The sequence below is a fragment of the Streptomyces guryensis genome (assembly GCF_021261325.1).
GTDB classification, from domain to species: domain Bacteria; phylum Actinomycetota; class Actinomycetes; order Streptomycetales; family Streptomycetaceae; genus Streptomyces; species Streptomyces guryensis.
Window position 1 is genome coordinate 1 of record NZ_JAJSBI010000053.1, and the last position, 18,482, is coordinate 18,482.

Annotated in this window: 13 protein-coding genes and 4 pseudogenes; 15 read left to right on the forward strand and 2 right to left on the reverse strand. The window is 70.2% G+C overall.

Features of this window, described 5'->3' with window-relative positions:
• Positions 1–120: 120 nt before the first annotated feature.
• From LJ657_RS47080 to LJ657_RS47095, 4 genes and pseudogenes are all read left to right on the forward strand, one after another.
• Positions 121–1,119: pseudogene (locus tag LJ657_RS47080) on the forward strand (aldehyde dehydrogenase family protein); the annotation flags it as partial.
• 78 nt (positions 1,120–1,197) lie between these two features.
• On the forward strand, positions 1,198–2,385 hold the full coding sequence (locus LJ657_RS47085) for a cytochrome P450 (protein WP_232655886.1): 1,188 nt from the start codon (positions 1,198–1,200) through the stop codon (positions 2,383–2,385).
• A 2-nt stretch (positions 2,386–2,387) separates the two neighbouring features.
• The gene (locus tag LJ657_RS47090) at positions 2,388–2,573 is read left to right on the forward strand and encodes a ferredoxin (RefSeq protein WP_308117155.1); all 186 of its coding nucleotides are present in this window, start codon (positions 2,388–2,390) and stop codon (positions 2,571–2,573) included.
• Positions 2,570–3,670 carry an NAD(P)/FAD-dependent oxidoreductase gene (locus LJ657_RS47095; protein ID WP_232655888.1) on the forward strand — a complete coding sequence of 367 codons (1,101 nt, stop codon included), beginning with the start codon at positions 2,570–2,572 and terminating at the stop codon, positions 3,668–3,670. The genes LJ657_RS47090 and LJ657_RS47095 overlap by 4 nt, the downstream gene beginning before the upstream one ends.
• A 348-nt stretch (positions 3,671–4,018) precedes the next feature.
• On the opposite strand, the gene LJ657_RS47100 is transcribed toward LJ657_RS47095, so the two are convergent.
• Entirely contained in the window at positions 4,019–4,654 is a 636-nt protein-coding gene (locus LJ657_RS47100; RefSeq protein ID WP_232655889.1) for a TetR/AcrR family transcriptional regulator, read from the reverse strand.
• Positions 4,655–4,789: 135 nt separating this feature from the next.
• On the opposite strand from LJ657_RS47100, the gene LJ657_RS47105 reads away from it, so the two are divergent.
• The 10 genes and pseudogenes from LJ657_RS47105 (at position 4,790) to LJ657_RS48475 (ending at position 14,311) form a co-directional block, all read left to right on the forward strand.
• Positions 4,790–5,944, forward strand: coding sequence for a VOC family protein (locus LJ657_RS47105; protein WP_232655890.1), 1,155 nt, complete (start codon positions 4,790–4,792; stop codon positions 5,942–5,944).
• A gap of 29 nt (positions 5,945–5,973) precedes the next feature.
• Positions 5,974–6,911, forward strand: a pseudogene (locus LJ657_RS47110) (fumarylacetoacetate hydrolase family protein).
• 19 nt (positions 6,912–6,930) lie between these two features.
• Positions 6,931–8,517, forward strand: coding sequence for a bifunctional 3-(3-hydroxy-phenyl)propionate/3-hydroxycinnamic acid hydroxylase MhpA (gene mhpA / locus LJ657_RS47115; RefSeq protein ID WP_232655891.1), 1,587 nt, complete (start codon positions 6,931–6,933; stop codon positions 8,515–8,517).
• On the forward strand, positions 8,514–10,481 hold the full coding sequence (locus LJ657_RS47120) for an acetoacetate--CoA ligase (protein WP_232655892.1): 1,968 nt from the start codon (positions 8,514–8,516) through the stop codon (positions 10,479–10,481). The genes mhpA and LJ657_RS47120 overlap by 4 nt, the downstream gene beginning before the upstream one ends.
• Complete coding sequence (locus LJ657_RS47125; RefSeq protein ID WP_232655893.1) at positions 10,478–10,831, forward strand: DoxX family protein; 354 nt, start codon at positions 10,478–10,480, stop codon at positions 10,829–10,831. Before LJ657_RS47120 ends, LJ657_RS47125 begins: the two co-directional genes overlap by 4 nt.
• Before the next feature lie 189 nt (positions 10,832–11,020).
• Positions 11,021–11,554, forward strand: a pseudogene (locus LJ657_RS47130) (PP2C family protein-serine/threonine phosphatase); the annotation flags it as partial.
• Between the two features lie 188 nt (positions 11,555–11,742).
• On the forward strand, positions 11,743–12,927 hold the full coding sequence (locus LJ657_RS47135) for a cytochrome P450 (RefSeq protein ID WP_232655894.1): 1,185 nt from the start codon (positions 11,743–11,745) through the stop codon (positions 12,925–12,927).
• A 34-nt stretch (positions 12,928–12,961) separates the two neighbouring features.
• Positions 12,962–13,159, forward strand: coding sequence for a ferredoxin (locus LJ657_RS47140; protein ID WP_232655895.1), 198 nt, complete (start codon positions 12,962–12,964; stop codon positions 13,157–13,159).
• Positions 13,160–13,173: 14 nt separating this feature from the next.
• Positions 13,174–13,494, forward strand: a pseudogene (locus tag LJ657_RS48470) (FAD-dependent oxidoreductase); the annotation flags it as partial.
• A 112-nt stretch (positions 13,495–13,606) separates the two neighbouring features.
• The gene (locus tag LJ657_RS48475) at positions 13,607–14,311 is read left to right on the forward strand and encodes an FAD-dependent oxidoreductase (protein WP_269787754.1); all 705 of its coding nucleotides are present in this window, start codon (positions 13,607–13,609) and stop codon (positions 14,309–14,311) included.
• Between the two features lie 428 nt (positions 14,312–14,739).
• Here LJ657_RS48475 and LJ657_RS47150 read toward each other — a convergent pair whose 3' ends face one another.
• Positions 14,740–16,233, reverse strand: coding sequence for an RICIN domain-containing protein (locus LJ657_RS47150; protein WP_232655896.1), 1,494 nt, complete (start codon positions 16,231–16,233; stop codon positions 14,740–14,742).
• A gap of 313 nt (positions 16,234–16,546) precedes the next feature.
• Between LJ657_RS47150 and LJ657_RS47155 the strand changes: the two genes are divergently transcribed.
• Positions 16,547–18,472 (forward strand): glycoside hydrolase family 97 protein, encoded by a 1,926-nt coding sequence (locus tag LJ657_RS47155; protein WP_232655897.1) that lies wholly within the window; start codon positions 16,547–16,549, stop codon positions 18,470–18,472.
• Positions 18,473–18,482: the final 10 nt, after the last annotated feature.

Below are 18,482 nucleotides of genomic sequence, written 5' to 3' on the forward strand. Positions count from 1 at the left end.
AACGCCTCCACTCTGCCGTGGGTTACCGCCCTCCGTGCGAAGTCCACGCCGAGTACGAGAAGTTGCGAATCGCCGCGTGAAACAAACGGTCAAAAGCCTGTCCGGAAAACGCGAGGCCCCTCAGTCGCCGCAGCCCTTGCCGCCGGCAACACGGTCGTGTTGAAGCCGAGCGAGGTGGCTCCTCTCTCCGCCGGGCTCTTCATCGGGGAGCTGCTGCGTGACGCCGGACTGCCCGACGGCGTGCTCAACGTGATCACGAACGACCCTGCCGACGCCCCCGACATCGCGGAAGCCCTCATCGCAGATCCGGCGGTACGCGCGGTGAACTTCACCGGCTCTACGAACGTCGGCCGGATCATCGGCACGCATGCCGCCCGCCATCTCAAGCCCGCGCTCCTGGAACTCGGCGGCAAGAACGCGGTCATCGTCCTGGACGACGCCGACGTCGACTACGCGGTCGACGCCGCCGCATTCGCGGCGTTCATGAACTCCGGACAGATCTGCATGTCCGCCGACCGGATCCTCGTACACGAGTCGCTCGCCGAGGAGTTCACCGCCAGGTTCGCGGCCAAGGTCGCCGCGCTGCCGTCCGGCACCGACCCGGCCGCGGTGATCGGCCCACTGGTCAACACGGACAACGACCAGCGATGCGGGCTCTACGCGGCGCGCCGGATCGCCGCCCTGGTCGAGGACGCGGTCGCCAAGGGCGCCACCGTACTCGCCGGCGGCGAGACCGAGGACGCCGTTCACCCGGCGACCGTCCTCACCGCGGTCCCCGCCCATGCCGACCTGTACGGCGCGGAGGCGTTCGGGCCGGTCTGCGTCGTCGACACCTTCGCCACCGATGACGAGGCCGTCGCGATGGCCAACGACACCGACCAGGGCCTGACCGCCGGCATCATCACCGAGAACGGCACGCACGGGCTCCGGGTGGCCCGCAGGCTCCGGACCGGCATCGTCCACATCAACGACCAGTCCGTCGCCGACGACCCCCAGGCGCCGTTCGGCGGTTTCAAGTCCTCCGGCTACGGCCGTTTCGGAGGCCGCTGGGGCATCGAGGCCTTCAGCAACACCCGCTGGATCACCCTGGCCACCCAGCACGCCTCCTACCCCTTCTGAGGGTCCGGCGACGAGCCGGCCCCGTGGGCAGGCCCGGGGCCGGCGCGCTGATCACACCGTGGACAGGAATCAAGGATGATGTCGACCACCACACCCGTCTCCGATGTGGACATCTTCGGTGACGAGGTGCTCAACGACCCGTATCCCGCCTACGAAGCACTGCGCGGTCTCGGGGCGGCGGTCCACCTGTCACGTCACGACTGCTGGGTGCTGCCGCGGTACGAGCAGGTACGCGCGGCGTTGGGCGATCACGGGCGGTTCTCCTCGGTCGACAGTGTCGGCCTCGAACCGGCTCTGAACGAGCGGCGCAGGGGCGGGGTCCTCGCGTCGGACCCGCCGGAACACGAGGTGTTGCGCGGCGTCCTGTCCGAGAGCCTCGCGCCGCGCGCCCTCTCCCGGCTGCGCACGGACATCGGCCGCCGGGCCGAAGAGCTCGTCGCCCCGCTCGTGCGGCGCGGAACCTTCGACGTGGTCCGGGACCTGGCCCGGGTGTTCCCCGTGAGCGTCGTCGCCGACCTGATCGGGATGCCCCTGGCGGCGCGGGAGGAGGTGCTGCGGTTCGCTGACGCCTTCTTCAACACCTTCGGCCCGCTCAACGCCCGCACCAGGGAGTCCCTGCCGGTCGCGGAGGCGCTGTTCGACGAACTCGCCGCGATGATGAGCCGGGACAACCTCGAACCGGGCGGCTGGGGCGAAGCCGTCCACCGCGCCGCCGACCGCGGGGTGATCGGCGGGCATCAGGTCGTGCCGCTGCTCCGTGCGTACCTCGTGGCGAGCATGGACACCACCATCAACGCGATCGGCAGCGGTCTGTGGCTGCTCGCGGAGAGGCCCGAGGCCTGGCAGGCGCTGCGAGAGGACCGGAGTCTCGTCCCGTTGGTGTTCGAGGAGATCCTGCGCTACGAATCGCCCGTTCAGATCTTCTTCCGCAGGACCACCTGCCCGATCGAGTACGAGGATGCGGTCATCCCCGAACAGGCACATGTGGGCCTGCTGTTCGGGTCGGCGAACCGGGACTCCCGCAAGTGGACCGATCCCGACCGCTTCCAGGTCGACCGAGCGCCGATGGACCACGTCGGGTTCGGATACGGCGTGCACGGCTGCGCCGGCCAGGGTCTGGCTCGTATCGAGGCGCAGGCGGTCTTCTCCGCACTGCTCGACCGTGTCGACCGCGTCGAGCTCGCCGGCCCGCCGCGCCGGCACCTGAACAACGTGATCCGCGGGCTGGACAGCCTGCCGGTCACCGTGACCACCGGAAGGGTGTGACCGTGAGCATCGAACTCGTTCCCGGCCGTTGTGAGGGGCACGCTGTCTGCGAGGCCATCGCGCCGGAGGTGTTCCAGGTGGACGACGACGGAATCGTGCAGCTGGTCCCCGGCGGTGACCATGGCGCCGAAACCGCCCTCGCGGCGGTGCGTTCCTGCCCCGTCGCGGCGCTGCGGGCCACGCCGTGAAACGGATCGTCGTCGTAGGCGGCTCGATCGCGGCGGTGACCGCCGCGAGCTGGTTGCGCGTGCGGGGCTTCGACGGGACGGTCACGCTCCTGAGCGCGGAGACCGAGGCGCCCTACACCCGGGTTCCCCTGTCCAAGACCGTGCTGTCCGGCCTGGCGAAGGACGCCTCCACCGCACTGCCGCCCCTCGACGACAGCGTCGTACTGCGGCTCGGGACGCGAGCCGCCTCGCTGGACACCAGGGCACGCCACGTCATCCTCGAAAGCGGCGAGCCAGTGCCTTACGACGGTCTGGTGATCGCGACTGGAGGCCGGGCCCGGCGGCTGAGTCCTCCCGGAATGTCGGGAGAACGGGTGCTGCGCACGCTCGCCGACTGCGCGGCACTGCGCGAGGACCTGACGCACGCTCGCAACGTCCTGGTGGTCGGAGCCGGCCTGCTCGGCATGGAGATCGCATCGACGTGCCGCACTCTCGGCCTGGAGGTCACGGTGATCGACCGGGATCCGCCCCTGCGCCGGGTGCTCGGGCCGGTGCTCGCCGAGGTGATCACGACTGCCGCACGTGAGCACGGAGTGATGCTGAGGACGGCGCCCGGCGGCGTCCGGCTGGTCGGATCGCACAGACCCGAGGGCGTCGAGGCCGACGGCGAGCTGCTCACAGCCGACGTGATCGTGTCGGCGGTCGGAGACGTACCCGCCGTCGACTGGCTCACCGGTTCCGGCCTGACACTCGACTGCGGTGTGGTCACCGACTCGTGTGGCCGCGTCGCGGACCACATCGTGGCGGCAGGGGACGTGGCGGTGGTTCGCGGGACGCGCCGCCGTCCTCACTGGACCAACGCGGTCGAGCAGGCGCGGGTGGCGGCGGCCGCGCTGCTGGGGGAGGAGGTGGCCGGGTCAGGGTTTCCCTCCTACTTCTGGACCAGCCAGTTCGGCGTCGACGTGAAGATCGCCGGCGAACCAGCCGGACTCGGTGAACCAGACCTGGTCGATGTCGACGGCGGGTCGATGCTGCTGCGCTGGTCGGCCGGGGCGGCCGCGACCGTGAACCACACGATGCCGGTCCGGAAGATCCGGCAGCTTGCCTCCGCGTCATGACGGGCCCTGCGCACAGTGACCGTTGAGGAGCGGCGGCTCGACCATCGACATGGGCGACGTTGCTGGTCGGCGTCGTCGTGGCGGGTCGGCTCGGACGGGCAGTCGTACGGCGGGGCGTTCCACGACCCGCCTATGACATACAGCTGAACGGCACCGTGCGGTCTCACGGGTGACGAAGCCGACGTCGGGGCGACCACGTTCCTGTCGGACGGCGACGTGTCGGATCTGGTCGGCTCGGCGTGCGGGTACCGCAGGCCGAGCCGGTTTCACCGGTCGCTCGTTCACCTTCCGGCCGGGCTCTCCCAGACCCCGGGTCCTCGCATGGCGGGGTCAGTCAGGCGGGGTCAGTCAGGCGGGGTCGGGCAGGGGGCGCCTGGCGACCTCGTGGGCGTCGTCCTGCGATACGCCCAGCATGCGCAGGACCATCTCGGCCAGGTTCACCGCCGCCTCGTCGCCGTCCACGTCGGGGCGGGCGAATCGCAGCTCCGCCAGGGACAGCAGGGTGCCGCCCAATGCGGTCAGGGCGACCGCCGGGTCCGTGTCGGTGAAGCGGCCGGACCCCATGCCGACCTGGAGGTCGCGCAGTGCCCGCCGGGCCAGGCCGTTGTCGGAGTGGATGTGGCCGAGGCCACGGCGGCGCAGGACCTGCATCAGTTCCGGGTGAGTGTCGGCCATGCGGGCACTGAGCCTGAAGCCCGCCGCGACGAGCTCCGCCGGGTCGTCGAGCCCTGCCAGGCGCTCGTCGAAGCTCTGGCCGAACTCCTCCAGTGCGTCCACCACGGCCGCGTCGAACAGCTCGGTCTTCGACTGGAAGTGGTTGTAGAAGGAGCCGAAGCCGACGTCGGCGCGCTCGGCGATCGCCTGGATGCTGGCGCTGGTGTCACCGGTCTCTGCAAGGATCTGCCGGGCGGCATGGATGAGCGCGCGCCGGGTCTCGGCGCGGCGCCGTTCGAACCGGTTGCTGGCTGGAGCTGACGTAGGCATGCACCGAGTCTAACCGCGCGGGCGATGAGGATCGCAGCTCTGATGAATCCATCATTTCCTCCCGTGGGCACCTTGACGACGAGTCTGTCAGACCTGATGATTTCCTCATTATGGCGATGTTGCTCGGAGGGCACCATGTCTGAAAGCCGCGTCCACGGGCCCGATGTCAAGACGGCCCACCAGGATCTGCACAGCGAACAGGGAGCCCTGCGCGGCGAACATCCCGGCCGCTCCCTCAATCCTGTGATCAAGGTCGCCGACCTGGCCTGGCTGGAGTTCGAGAAGCCGGACCTGGAGCGGGCCGAGGTCTTCGCCCAGGACTTCGGCTTCCAGGTCGCCGCACGCACGGAACGGGAGCTGTGGCTGCGCGGCACCTTCGCCGGCACGCCGTGCATGGTGATCCGGCGCAGCCGTACGTCCCGGTTCATCGGCCCGGCCTTCCGCGCGGCCGATCGGGCCGACCTGGACCGGCTGGCACGCGCCACCGGGTCCGACGTGCGAGACCTCGAAAAAGCCGCCGTGCCCGGCGGCGGCAAGGTGGTCGACCTGCTCGACCCCTCGGGCTTCCCGGTGCGGGTCGTGCACTGCGGCGAGCAGTTGCCGGCTCTGCCCGAGCAGCGGCCACTGCTGCTCAACTTCGGCACCGCTCACCGCCGTACGAACGCCCCGCAACGCCCGCCGCGCGAGCCGTCCCGTATCCAGCGGCTGGGACATCTGGTCCTGGAGACCAGGGTGTTCGCGCGAGCGCTGGACTGGTACCTGGACACCTTCGGGATGATCGTGTCCGACTTCCTGTTCCTCGACGGACAGCGCGAGCGCGGCCCGACCATGGCGTTCGTCCGCTGCGACCTCGGCAGCGTGCCGGCCGATCACCACACCCTGGCGATGCACCTCGGGCCCGGCACCGGCTATGTCCACTCCGCCTACCAGGTCACCGACCTGGACTCGATCGCCGCCGGTGGCGAGTACCTCAAGGAGTGCGGCTACCAGCGCAGTTGGGGCATCGGACGGCATATCCAGGGCAGCCAGCTCTTCGACTACTGGCGCGACCCCGACCGCTTCATGCTGGAGCACTTCGCCGACGGGGACCTGTTCTCCTGCGACGTCGAGCCCGGCTGGGCGCCCTTCTCGACCAGCGGGCTGGCCCAGTGGGGCCCGCCGGCCACCCGTGACTTCCTCGGCGCGAGCCCGTCCCCGCAAAGGGTCCGGGATGTCATCCAGGCCCTGCGCGGTGACAACGAGATGGACCCGGCCCGCCTCATCGGCCTGCTCAAGGCCGCCAACTCCTGACCCGACCGACCCCTGATGAAGGCACTGACATGAGTACGAACGTCCTGCGCACCGCCGACGGGTGGTGGGTGGTCCGCGGCGAGCGGGCCGTCCCCATCGACACCAAGGCCGACACCACGGCAGAATTGATCACCGACCGTGACGCCGTGCGAGAGGCGGCGGTTTCGGGCGAGGCGGGCGCGCCCGTCGCCGACCTGGTCGCGCTCTCGCCGGTCACCACGCCCTGCCGGGTGGTCGCCCAGATGGTCAACTACCGTAGCCACGCCCGCGATTCGGGCTTCACCGGTGATATCCCGGCCGCCTTCTTCCGCAAGGCGTCCGGCTCGGTCAGCGGGCCCGGCGACACCGTCGTACGGCCTTCCCACGTGAAGTTCCTGGACTACGAGGTCGAACTCGGCCTCGTCATTGGGGCGCCGCTGCCCGTCGGTACCGTGGTCGAGGAACGGGACCTGCCGTCGTACGTCGCCGGGCTGGTGATCACCAACGACGTCAGCGCGCGTGATGTCCAGCTGACGAAGACGCAGTTCTACGAGAGCAAGTCGTACCCGACCTTCACGCCGACCGGCCCGTACCTGGCGCTGCTGGAGCCGGAGGACTTCGCCCATCTCCTCGACCTGCGGCTGAAGTTGTCGGTCAACGGCGAACTGCGCCAGGACCGCACCCTCGCCGACATGATCGTCCGTCCGGCGCAGGCCCTGACCCTGCTCGCCCGCTTCCAGACCCTCGACCCCGGCGACCTGCTGCTGACCGGCACCCCGGCGGCACCGCCCTCAAGGCGCCGCCGAAGCCGGTCGAGAAGATCGGCGCGCTGCTGCCGCCCGCCGTGAAGTGGAAGGCGTTCTTCAAGTCGCAGACGAAGAACCCGCACTACCTGCATGCCGGTGACGTGATCACGGCGACGATCGCGACCCCGGACGGCCGGATCGACCTCGGCGAGCAGCGCAACCCCGTCACGGACGCGAAATAACACCCGAAGTGAGCCGCACATGACCGTCCAACTCAGCGGGGCAGACGCGCCCGTGGTGATCATCGGCGCCGGACCGGTGGGCGTGACCGCCGCCCTCCTTCTGGCCCGTCGCGGGGTTCGCACCCTCGTCCTGGAACGCCACCAGGACGTCTACCCGCTCCCGCGCGCCGCCGCCACCGACGACGAGGTCCGCAGGATCCTCCAGGCCGCCGGCGTGGGGGAGGAGTTCACCGCGATCGCCCGCCCGGCGAACGGGCTGCGGCTGCTGGACGCCCGGCACCGGGTGATGGCCGAGTTTCGCCGCACCGAGCACGGCCACCACGGCTACCCGCAGACCAGCATGTTCGACGACCAGCCCGCGTTGGAACGGCTGCTGCGCGACGCTCTCGCCCGGCGCCCGGAGTGCGAACTGCGCGGCGGTGTGGAGGTCACCGGCGTCGGCCCGGACACCACCGGCTCCGTCCGCGTGACCTACCGCGACGACGACGGCGAGCATCAGCTGTGGGCCGCGGCCGTCCTGGGCTGTGACGGCGCGAACAGCCTCACCCGCGAGGCGATCGGCGCCGTCTGGGAGGACCTGCACTTCGAGGAACGCTGGACCGTCATCGATGTCCGCACGACGGCCGACGTCCGCTGCTGGGAGGGCGTCGACCAGGTCTGCGACCCGCACCGCCCGTCGACCTTCATGCGCATCGGCGAGGACCGCTATCGCTGGGAGTTCCGCCTCGGAGGCGCCGAGGTACCGGTGCGCGAGCTGATCGCCCCTTGGCTGCCGTCGTCCTACGACGGGGAGTTCGAGGTCGTCCGCGAGGCGCAGTACACCTTTCGGGCGCGTGTCGCCGACCGGTGGCGCAGCGGACGGGTCTTTCTCCTCGGTGACGCCGCGCACCTCACCCCGCCGTTCATCGGGCAGGGATTGTGTTCGGGTCTGCGCGATGCCTACAACCTCACCTGGAAGCTCGCCCGGGTCCTCCAACAAGGCGGCGATGAGCGACTGTTGGACACGTACGAGAGTGAACGCAAGCCGCATGCCCGGCATGTGATCAAGCTCGCCGTCGCCATGGGGTGGGCCATGACCGGCGGCCAGGACGGCGCCGCCGCACTGCGCCGCGGACTGCTCGCCGCGGCCTGCCGCATACCGGGCCTGAGCGCGAGGGCCGGCCGCGACCTCAGCCCGCCCCTGACCGCCGGGCCGCTGGTGCGGCGCGGTGTCCGCCGGGGCCTTGCGGGCACCCACTGCCCGCAACCATGGGTACGCGCCGACGGCCGGCGCACCCGTCTCGACGAGCTGCTCGGCGACTCCTTCGCCATCCTGACCACCGCGGAACCCTGGCCCTCGCTGAACGCGCTCGCCCAGGGGCTCGGCATCCGAGCGATCCCGGTGACCGACCTCGGCGACGACGGCACCCTCGCTGCCTGGCTGCGCGCCGGCCGGGCGGACGCCGTCCTGCTGCGCCCCGACCGCGTGGTCATGGACGTCGTCCCGGCCGGGGGCCGCGACTTCACCGACACCGCCGGCTGGGCGTCCGTCCTGCACACCGTGCGCCGCCCCCTCCCACCCCGACCCACCGCCGACAACGGCCTGCTGAGGAGCGCCACACGATGACTGTGCCCCGCCCATTCACGACGCCCGACCCGCAGGTCGTCGCGGAAAGCAACATCATGGATTTCGCCCGTCATGTCGGGATGGCCGGCGTCGAGTACGCCGCCCTGCACCGCTGGTCGGTCACCGACCTGGAGGGCTTCTGGGGCGCGGTGTGGGAGTACTTCGACATCGACGCGGACACCCCGTACGAACAGGTCCTCGCGGAGGAGCGGATGCCCGGCGCCCGCTGGTTCCCCGGCGCCACCCTCAACTACACCCACCACGCCCTGCGCAACCTCGCCGACGACGCCGTGGCGATCGTCGCCCTCGACGAGACCGGCTCCTGCTACGAGGTGACCGCAGGCCGCCTGCGCGCGCAGGTCGCCTCCGTCGCCGCCACTCTGCGCGACCTGGGCGTCGGCCGGGGCGATCGGGTCGTGGGCTACCTGCCCAACACTCCGCACGCCATCGTCGGGTTCCTGGCCACCGCGAGCCTGGGCGCCGTGTGGTCGGTGTGCGGCCAGGACTACGCCCCCCAGGCCGCAGCCGACCGCTTCGCCCAGCTCGAACCGACCGTCCTGATCGCCGCCGACGGCTACCTCTTCAACGGCACCACCCACGACCGCCGCGACGCCACCCTCGAACTCGCCTGCGCGCTACCGGAGTTGAAGGCCACCGTGCTGGTGGACCACCTGGGCCTGCCGTGGCCGCAGCAGGCGTACCCCTCGCTGGTGGTGCCATGGGAGGACGCCTCCACCCGCACCGAGCAACTCATGTGCACGCCCCTGCCGTTCGACCATCCCCTATGGGTCGTGTTCTCCTCCGGCACGACCGGCCTGCCCAAGGGCATCGTCCACGGCCACGGCGGCGTCCTCCTGGAGCACCTCAAGACCCTCGGCCTGCACTCCGACCTCGGCCCCTGCGACCGTCTCCTGTGGTACACCACCACCCACTGGATGATGTGGAACCTGGTCGCCTCGACCCTCCTGACCGGCGCCACGACCTGCACGTACGACGGCAGCCCGGCGCCCCTCGCCCGGCCCGACACCCTGTGGAAGCTGGCCGCCCGCCACCAGGTGACCGTCTTCGGTACCAGTCCCCAGTACCTGCTGGGCATGGCCAAGTTCGGCATCGACCCGTCCGTCCACGACCTGTCGTCGATCCGCGTGGTCGGCTGCACCGGCTCCGCCCTGCCGGCCTCCGCCTACCCCTGGGTCCGCGACCACGTCGGCGACCGCGTCCTGCTGGCGTCCATCAGCGGCGGCACGGACGTCGTGTCCGGCTTCGCCGGCAGCGCGCCCAACACCCCTGTCTGGGCAGGGGAGTTGTCCGCACCCCATCTGGGCGTGGCATTGGCAGCGTACGACCCCGAGGGCCTCCCGGTCACCGACCAGGTCGGCGAACTGGTCATCACCCGCCCGATGCCGTCCATGCCGCTGTACTTCTGGAACGACCCCGACGGCAGCCGCTACCGCGACGCCTACTTCTCCTCCCATCCCGGGGTGTGGCGGCACGGCGACTGGATCACGGTCACAGGGCACGGCTCGGTGATCGTCCACGGCCGCTCCGACTCCACGCTGAACCGCAACGGCGTACGCCTGGGCAGCGCCGACATCCACGACGTCGTCGAACGCCTCCCCGAGATCACCGAGGCCCTCGTCATCGGCGCGGAGGAGCCCGACGGCGGCTACTGGATGCCGCTGTTCGTGGTCCTCGCCGCCGGAGTCGCACTGGACGATGCGCTCCGCGACCGCATCCGTGAGGTCATCCGTGCGGGCGCCTCACCCCGCCACGTACCCGACGAGATCCTCGAAGTGCCGGGCATCCCGCACACCCGCACCGGCAAGAAGCTCGAAGTCCCCGTCAAACGCCTCCTCCAGGGCGCCCCCGTCGAACAGGTCGTCAACCCCGCGACTGTGGACGCCCCCGACCTCATCGCCCACTTCGCCCGCCTGGGCGCCGAACGCAGGGACCGATCAGCATGACCATCGCACACACGATCCTGGCCGTCGCGTTGTCCCTGGTCTTCCTCCCCCTAGGACTGGCGAAGATCGCCGCCGTGCCGTTCATGCGCCAGGCAGCCGCGCACCTCGGCATGTCACCCGGCCTCTACCGCGTCATCGGCACGCTGGAGCTCGCCGGTGCCGCCGGGCTGCTGCTCGGCCTGGCTTCGGCCCCGCTGGGTGTCACCGCCGCGATCGGGTTGGCGCTGCTCATGGCGGGTGCCACGGTGGTCCACCTGCGCCACGGCGACCCTCCGGTACGGGCCCTGCCCGCCGCCGCACTGGCCCTGACGGCGGTGGCGTACGCCGGGATGGCGATCGGTGCCGGCTGACGGCCCCCGGTGTGCGCGCATCGGTTCGCGCGTCGGGTGCGGGGCCCTCGACGCCTGAAGGCCTCACAGGTCTCCTGCCCGGCGTAGCGTCGACAGTGTGGAGTACACGGCCGCCAGCCTTGTGTCCCGTGTCGCAGGCGAGTTCGGGGAGGGGGCGGACGACGTGATCGCCGACGTGGTGCGGTGCCTGCGGCACGAGGTTCCCGAACTGTCGACCTGCCTCCCGAGGAACTGCTGACGCACCTGGACGACGTCGTCATCCGGCTGTCCGCCGAAGCCTCCGCCGACCCAAACACGGAAGCGGCCGGTGACATCGGCGCCACGTGCCTGTACGCCGTCTACGACCCCGTGGCCGGCCGCTGCTCATTGGCCCGCGCCGGGCATGTGCTGCCCCTCCTGGCGACCGGCGAGGCAGCCGTCGACCTCCTCGATCTGCCGCCCGGCCCGCCGCTGGGCCTGGGCGGCCTGCCGTTCGAGGCGGCGGAGGTGGACCTGCCCGAAGGCAGCCTGCTCGCCCTGTACACCGACGGCCTGGTCGAAGCCCGCGACCGCGACATCGAGGGAGGTCTCACCCTCCTGCGTCACACCCTTGCCCAGCCCTCCGCCTCCCTGGAGGCCGCCTGCGACACCGTGCTCCAAGCCCTGCTGCCAACAGGCCGGCCCCACGACGACGTCGCCCTGCTGCCGGCCCGCACCCGCGCCCTCGGGGAGCATCAGGTCGCCGCCGCAGTTCTGATGAACTGCGGAGAACCGCAGTTCTGATGAACTCATCGTTTTTCTCCTGCCGCAACCCTTGACGGTGCATTCTGTCAAGCCTGATGATTCCATCACTATGGTGGCCGGCCGCCTACAGGCCTGCCCTTCCGCGCACCCGCCTCCGCTCTCTCACGGCTCCGTCAGGTGGTCTCTTCATGCCCATGCGTACGGCGATTCCCGTCTACCACCCCGACCTGTACTCGGCCTCGGCCATCCGCGATACCTATCCGCACTACGCCGCGCTGCGTGAGCTCGGCCCCGTGGTCTGGCTGAGCAAGCACAAGGTCTACGCGCTGCCGCGCTACGCCGAGTGCAAGCAGGTGCTGTTGGACGACGAGACCTTCGTCTCCTCGGACGGCGTCGCCTTGAACCCCGTCGCCAACCGTGTGGGCCAGGGCACCACCCTGTTCAGTGACGGCGACGACCACGCCCGCCGCCGCTCCCTCCTCGCGCACCGCCTCACTCCCAGGGCGCTGCGCACGATGAAGGACACCGTCGACAAACAGGCCGCCGCCGTGGCCGAGGCCGCCGTCGCCCGGCGGACGGTCGACGCGGTGGAGGTCGCCATGGCCCTGCCGCTGTCCGTCGTCCCCGACCTGGTCGGCTGGCCCCGGCAGGGCCGTGAGCACCTGCTGCGCTGGGCCGGCGCCACCTTCGACGCCATGGGCCCGCTCAACCGCCAGGCGGTGCGCACACTCCCCGCGTCCCTCGGCATGCTGCGCTACGCGCGCGCCGTCGTGCGCGACCGGTCCGTCCTGGACGGCAGCATGGGCCACGACCTGCTGCGTGCCGCCGACGACGGCCGGATCATGCCGGCCGAGTGCGCCACGATGATGATCGACTACCTGGCACCGTCCCTGGACACGACGATCAGCGCCATCTCCAGCGCCCTGCACCTGTTCGCCGCCCACCCCGAGCAGTGGTGCATGCTCAAGGCGGACCCCGACCTCGTCCCGAAAGCGGTCAACGAGGTCGTCCGCTACGAATCCCCGATCCGGGCCTTCTCCCGGGCCGCCGCCCACGACACGGAACTCGCCGGCGTCCCCCTGCCCAAGGGCTCCCGGGTGCTGGTCCTCTACGGCTCCGCCAACCGCGACCCGCTGGAGTGGGACGCCCCGGACACCTTCGACATCCGCCGCGACGCCGCCCGCCAACTCGGCTTCGGGCAGGGCACCCACGGCTGTGCGGGCCAGGGCCTGGCCCGGCTGGAGACCTCCGCGCTACTGAGCGCCCTGGTCGAACGCGTCGACCGCATCGAGGTGGCCGGCCCGCCCGAGTGGGCGCTGAACAACGTCATCCACCGCCTTGAGCGCCTGCCGCTCGAACTGATCCCGGCTTGAACCCGCCGCTCCCCCCTTTTTTGAGGACCGCACGATGAAGATCTCCGTCGACTACGCACGCTGTGAAGGCCACGGTCTCTGTGCCGACCAGGCTCCTGATGCCTTCAGCCTGGACGACGACGCCGAACTCACCTACCACTTCGAGGGCCTTGAGGTCCCCGACGAGCATCAGGCCGCAGCCGGCGCCGCTGTCAACGCCTGCCCCGTCGCCGCCCTGCGAGCCCTGTCGTGAGCGCACCGCGCTCGGTGCTGGTCGTCGGCGAGTCACTCGCCGGCACCACAGCCGCCCGCCACCTGCGCACCCTCGGCCACACCGGGCCGGTCACGGTCATCGGCGCCGAGGAGCACGGCGCCTACTCCCGCCCGCCCCTGTCCAAAGCGGTCCTGAAGGACCCGGCCGCCGACGACACTCTGGGGCTGGCCCTCGACGGGCTCGACGTCGACGTCATCCGCTCGGCCGCCGTCGCGGCCGACACCCGGCGCCGCATCGTGACGACTGCCGACGGCCGGGAGGCCGGCTACGACGCGCTGATCGTCGCCACCGGCGCGGACGCCCGCCGCCTCGCCGCCCCCGGCCAGCGGGGCGAACTCGTCCTGCGCACCCTGGACGACGCGCCTGCTCCGCGACCGACTGGCGCACGGCGGCTCGGCGATCGTGGTCGGCGCCGGTTTCCTCGGCATGGAGGTCGCCAGCGCCTGCGCCGCCCGCGGTATCCCGGTCACCGTCGTGGACGCCGACCGCCCGCTGGAACGCGTCCTCGGCGGCTACCTTTCCGCGGCGATCACCGCCCGCGCCTCGGCGTCTGATATCCGCTTCGTGCAGGCCGCCGGCTTCGCCACGCTGACCGGCGACCCCGTCAACGGCGTGCTGCTGCCCGACGGCACCGAACTCACCGCGGACCTCGTGGTGACCTGCGCGGGAGAGGTGCCCTGCACCGACTGGCTGGCAGGGACGGGCCTCGCCGACCGCCTCGGCGTCGGTGTCGACCATGCCTGTGCCACCGCCGTCCCCGGTGTGTTTGCCGCCGGTGACGTCACCTACCTCCGAAGCGACGGCACCCGGCCCGACCGGCGCACGCCCTTCTGGTCCAACGCCGTCGCCCAGGGCAGAACTGCGGCGGCCTCCGCCCTCGGACTTCCTCCTTCCGGACCGTCGCAGGACGACTACTTCTGGACCGAGGTCGCCGGTCTCGCCGTCAAGATCGTCGGCCGTCTGCCGCTCATCGGCGAACCCGCCATGGTGCAGGGCAGCGTGGCAGACGGACGCGCGCTGCTGAGCTGGAATCATGCCGACGGAACGGCGACGGCGGTCGCCTACGGGCTGCGCAAACCGGTCGCCGCGCTGAGGGGCTTGGCCGCCACGTCTTCGCCGCCGTCGCCGTGACGGCGGGCGATGAGCGCCGTGAGTGAGGGAGCCACGGGGCGGGCAGCACCGGGTGCGCTGCCGCGGCGCGCCGGCCGGCCGACCCGGCCCCTGGGCAGAACCCCGACCTGATCGAGTGACACGCCCGCCTCGGCGCGCCCAACGCCTCGCTCAGAGGCCGGACAGCCCGCAAGTGCCCCCTCCTTCATCCGGAGAGCCGCTGATCATCATGTGCGTCCAAGGCGGCCTGTGCGCTCTGCGGCAGGATGTCGTGCGCGCCGCGCAACTGAGGCGGACGGTGAGCGGCGGAGTAGCGCAGGTGCTGATCGACGGTGACGATCCGGCCGCCGTGTGACGGGTGAAGAACTCCTCGGCCGCGTGGAAGCGTGGCGGGTCAGAACACATGGCCGACATGGTCGTTGATCCGTGTCAGTGGTCCCGGTGCACCGTCAGGAAAGACTCCACTGCTGGCTCGTCGCGCCTGTGCCCGTTTCTTGTTCCACGGCCGCCCGGCTGGTGGTCGAGGCGTTCGCGACACCGATTTCCAGGTCGCTGCCCACTGAGGCGAGCATGTAGGTGCCGGCGGTGTAGCTGCCGACCAGGTCGAGGAACCACTGCTGGTTGGTCCCGCCGTTACACGTCCACTGCTCCAACTGGACCCCGGCGTCGGCCGATTGGTTCGGTACGTCCAGGCACAGGCCGCTCTTGACGCTCTTGAGCGTGTAGATGTTGTCCGCCACCCGGGTGAGGGTCCACTGCTGGTTGGTACCGCCGGTGGACGGCCACTGGATGACCTTGGCGCCGTTTGCCGTGGAGCCGCTCGACACGTCCATCAGCAGGGAGCTGTTGAGGTTTTTCAGGGTGTGGACGCCCTCCGCGGGGATTCCGCTGTCGGCCCTCCAGGTGCCCGCTGAGGTGTCGAGTGACCAGGTGGGGTACTGGCCGAGGTTCACCGTGGTGCCCCTGATGGTCAGGGGCAGCCAGATCAGTTTCGACGCGCCGAGGTCGGAGGTGTTCCAGCGGTCGCCGGCGTAGATGTAGGTGGTTCCGGAGGAGCCCTGGACGGTGATGACGTTCGCCGTCTGGCTGCCGTAGGTGCGGGTGCCGGGTGCGGCCAGGTTCCGGAAGGACGACCAGGGGCCGCCCAGTGACGTGGCGGTGGCGTAGATGTTGTCGTTGAGGCTCCAGCCCGTCAGGTGGGAGCCGAAGACGTAGTAGGTGCCGTCCTTCTTGATCATGGCGGGTGCCTCGACGCTGCCGCTGCTGCCGGCGCTGCCGAGCACCGTCACCGCGCTGTCCACGGACAGGTAGTCGGCGGACAGTCTGTCGATGCGCAGGCCGTTGTTGCGGTCCTCGCTCAGCAGATAGGCGGTGCCGTCGGTGTCCTGGAACAGGCCGAGGTCGCGGCTGAGGTTGCCCAGCGGCCGGAAGCTTCCCCGGTAGGTGTAGGGGCCGCAGGGGGTGCTGCTGGTGGCCACGCCGACCTTGGCTTCGGAGTAGTTCCTGCTGTCGATGTGCATGTACATCACGTATGTGCTGGTCGACTTGTTGTAGATGACCTTGGGCCGCTCCACGACGCGGCTGGGGCCGAGGTCGCCGCTGCTCTGCCGGCTCAGGGCCTGGCCCTGGTAGGTCCAGTCGGCGAGATTGGTGGAGGAGTAGCAGGTGATGTCCTGGAAGGACGTGTCCGACGAGGTCTCGCCGGTCTTGTCCTCGCCGTAGCCGTACCAGGTGTTTCCCACCTTGATGATGCCGAGGCCGTGCAACTGCAGGGTGTTGCCGTTCTGGTCGGTGCGTGCGGCACCCGTGGTGAACGAGACCGTGGCCGCGTGCGCCTCGGTCACCGGAAGCAGCAGTGCCGCAAGGCCTCCCAGGAGGGTCAGGAACGCTGCGGCTCCTCGCCGCCATCGTCCGGCGGGCGGCCGGGGAACTCCCTCGAACATGTGCGTCTCTCTCTGCCGGGGCTCGACGATCTCTTGTTGTCGTGGTGACCAATGAGAGTCGTGGCACTTTCGTGGCGTCAAGGATCGCGTTCGAGTTTGTTTAATCGTGACCGGCTCTGGGGGTGCTGAGTGGGGCTTGTCGTGGCCACAAGTCGCCCGGACTGTCCAGGATTTCGGACAAGTGAGGGGTTCGTGCGAGGGGGTTGACCTTTGGGTCGGGGGAGGCATAGAAACGTCGCGACGGTCAGAATATGTTACTTGCTGGTTGAGTTTGTTGGAAACCAAATCCAAGCGAGGTGGACCGACTGTGAACATGCCAGGGCGTCAGGAACCCTCCCGCCGCAGAGTGCTCAAGGGCGCGGCCGTCACCGCCGCAACGGCCGCGCTGGGCATCGGCAGCACATATCCGGCCGAGGCCGCAGACGCCTCCGTAACCGCGACGTCGCTCGACGGCACCACCAGCATCACCATGTCGCTGACGGGCGGCTCGCTCCAGTGGTCGGCCCGGCGCAACGGTGCGACAGTCGTGGCCAGTTCGGCCATGGGGCTGCGGCTGAGCGACGGAACCACCCTCGGCACCGACGCCGTCCTGACGAATTATCAGCACTGGCACGTCGACACCACCTGGAACCCGTTGTACGGGCGCAACGCGACCGTCTCCGACGCCTACCAGGAGATGCGCTGGAACCTCAGGGACAACCGCACCTCCATCAACTTCGGTGTCCAGATCCGGGCCTACGCGACCGGCGTCGCGTTCCGTTACGTCCTGCTGGACCCGGGCACCGCCACCATCGCCGACGAACTGACGACGTTCGTCTTCCCGGACGGCACACTGGTCTACAGCGCGCGGGACGAGGACGACTACAACCCGGTCGCGCCCGGCTCCATCCCGTCCACCGGAACCTCGTCCACGGACACCGGTCCCCTGACCGATCTCCCCCTCACCGCGACCTACAGTGACGGGCTCATCGCCTGCGTCTGCGAGTCCGCCCGCGCCAACTACCCCCGGACGATGCTCAGTTCGGTCTCCGGGCAGCCCAACACCCTCGCGGCGTACCTGATGCGGCACACGGCCCGCGGCTCCGGACCGGTCCAGACGACCTCTACCGTCACCACACCGTTCGCCACGTCCTGGCGCGCCGTGGTGATCGGCTCCACCCACGCCGAACTGGTCGACAACGCGGAGCTGGTGCTCAACCTTGCCCCGCCCGCAGCCCTCGCCGACACGTCGTGGATCAAGCCGGGCAAGGTCTTCCGGTGCAATCTGACCACCGCGGACGGGCTGGCGGGCGTCGACTTCGCCGTCGCCCGCGGCCTGCAGTACATCGAGTACGACTCGGGGTGGTACGGCCCGGAGCACACTTCGACGGACGCCACGCAGCCGATCTCCGCCATCGACATGCCCAAGGTCATCTCCTACGCCGCCGGCAAGGGAATCGGCGTCTTCCTCTATGTCAACCCCATGGCCATAAGCAACTCGGACAGCCTGTTCGCCCTGTACCGGAGCTGGGGCGTGGCGGGCATCAAGCTGGGCTTCATCAACGACGGCACCCAGGCGATGACGAACCAGATCATCGCCTGGGCCAGGACGGCGGCGACGCACAAACTGCTGATCGACATGCACGACGACGTGCGGCCGTTCGGCTACGAGCGGACCTACCCCAACTGGATCAGCATGGAGGGCGTGCGGGGCAACGAGCACTTCCCGACCGCCACCCACAACGTCACCCTGCCCTTCGCGCGCAACATCGGCGGGCCGATGGACTACACCATCTGCTACGGCCAGTCCCGCGACCGGACGACCAACGCCCACCAGATGGCGATGGCCGCCGTGTACTACCAGCCGCTGGACTTCCTGTACTGGTACAGCGCCCCCTCGCAGTACTCCACCCCCTCCAAGTGGCCCGGGCTGCCCTGGTTCGACGCCATCCCCACCGTCTGGGACCAGAGCCGGACCCTCGCCGGTTCGATCGGCGAGTACATCGCCGTCGCCCGGCGCAGCGGCACCACCTGGTACCTGGGGGCGATGACCAACGAGACCGCACGAACCCTCTCGATCCCGCTGTCCTTCCTCGGCAGCGGCACCTACACCGCGACCATCTACGCCGACGGAACGCCGGGCAGTAGCCCGTACCAGACCCCCGTCGCAGTGAGCACACAGACCGTGACCTCGTCGACCACGCTGAGCGTCGAGATGGCCTCCGCGGGCGGCCAGGCAGTCGTCCTGAGCCATGGATGAGCGGCCGTAA

Bases quoted from the DNA above. Each gene is read 5' to 3' on its own strand.
- LJ657_RS47085 (WP_232655886.1), top strand. From the start codon at position 1,198: ATGTCGACCACCACACCCGTCTCCGATGTGGACATCTTCGGTGACGAG.
- LJ657_RS47100 (WP_232655889.1), bottom strand. From the start codon at position 4,654: ATGCCTACGTCAGCTCCAGCCAGCAACCGGTTCGAACGGCGCCGCGCC.
- LJ657_RS47105 (WP_232655890.1), top strand. From the start codon at position 4,790: ATGTCTGAAAGCCGCGTCCACGGGCCCGATGTCAAGACGGCCCACCAG.
- mhpA (WP_232655891.1), top strand. From the start codon at position 6,931: ATGACCGTCCAACTCAGCGGGGCAGACGCGCCCGTGGTGATCATCGGC.
- LJ657_RS47120 (WP_232655892.1), top strand. From the start codon at position 8,514: ATGACTGTGCCCCGCCCATTCACGACGCCCGACCCGCAGGTCGTCGCG.
- LJ657_RS47125 (WP_232655893.1), top strand. From the start codon at position 10,478: ATGACCATCGCACACACGATCCTGGCCGTCGCGTTGTCCCTGGTCTTC.
- LJ657_RS47135 (WP_232655894.1), top strand. From the start codon at position 11,743: ATGCCCATGCGTACGGCGATTCCCGTCTACCACCCCGACCTGTACTCG.
- LJ657_RS47140 (WP_232655895.1), top strand. From the start codon at position 12,962: ATGAAGATCTCCGTCGACTACGCACGCTGTGAAGGCCACGGTCTCTGT.
- LJ657_RS48475 (WP_269787754.1), top strand. From the start codon at position 13,607: ATGGAGGTCGCCAGCGCCTGCGCCGCCCGCGGTATCCCGGTCACCGTC.
- LJ657_RS47150 (WP_232655896.1), bottom strand. From the start codon at position 16,233: ATGTTCGAGGGAGTTCCCCGGCCGCCCGCCGGACGATGGCGGCGAGGA.
- LJ657_RS47155 (WP_232655897.1), top strand. From the start codon at position 16,547: ATGCCAGGGCGTCAGGAACCCTCCCGCCGCAGAGTGCTCAAGGGCGCG.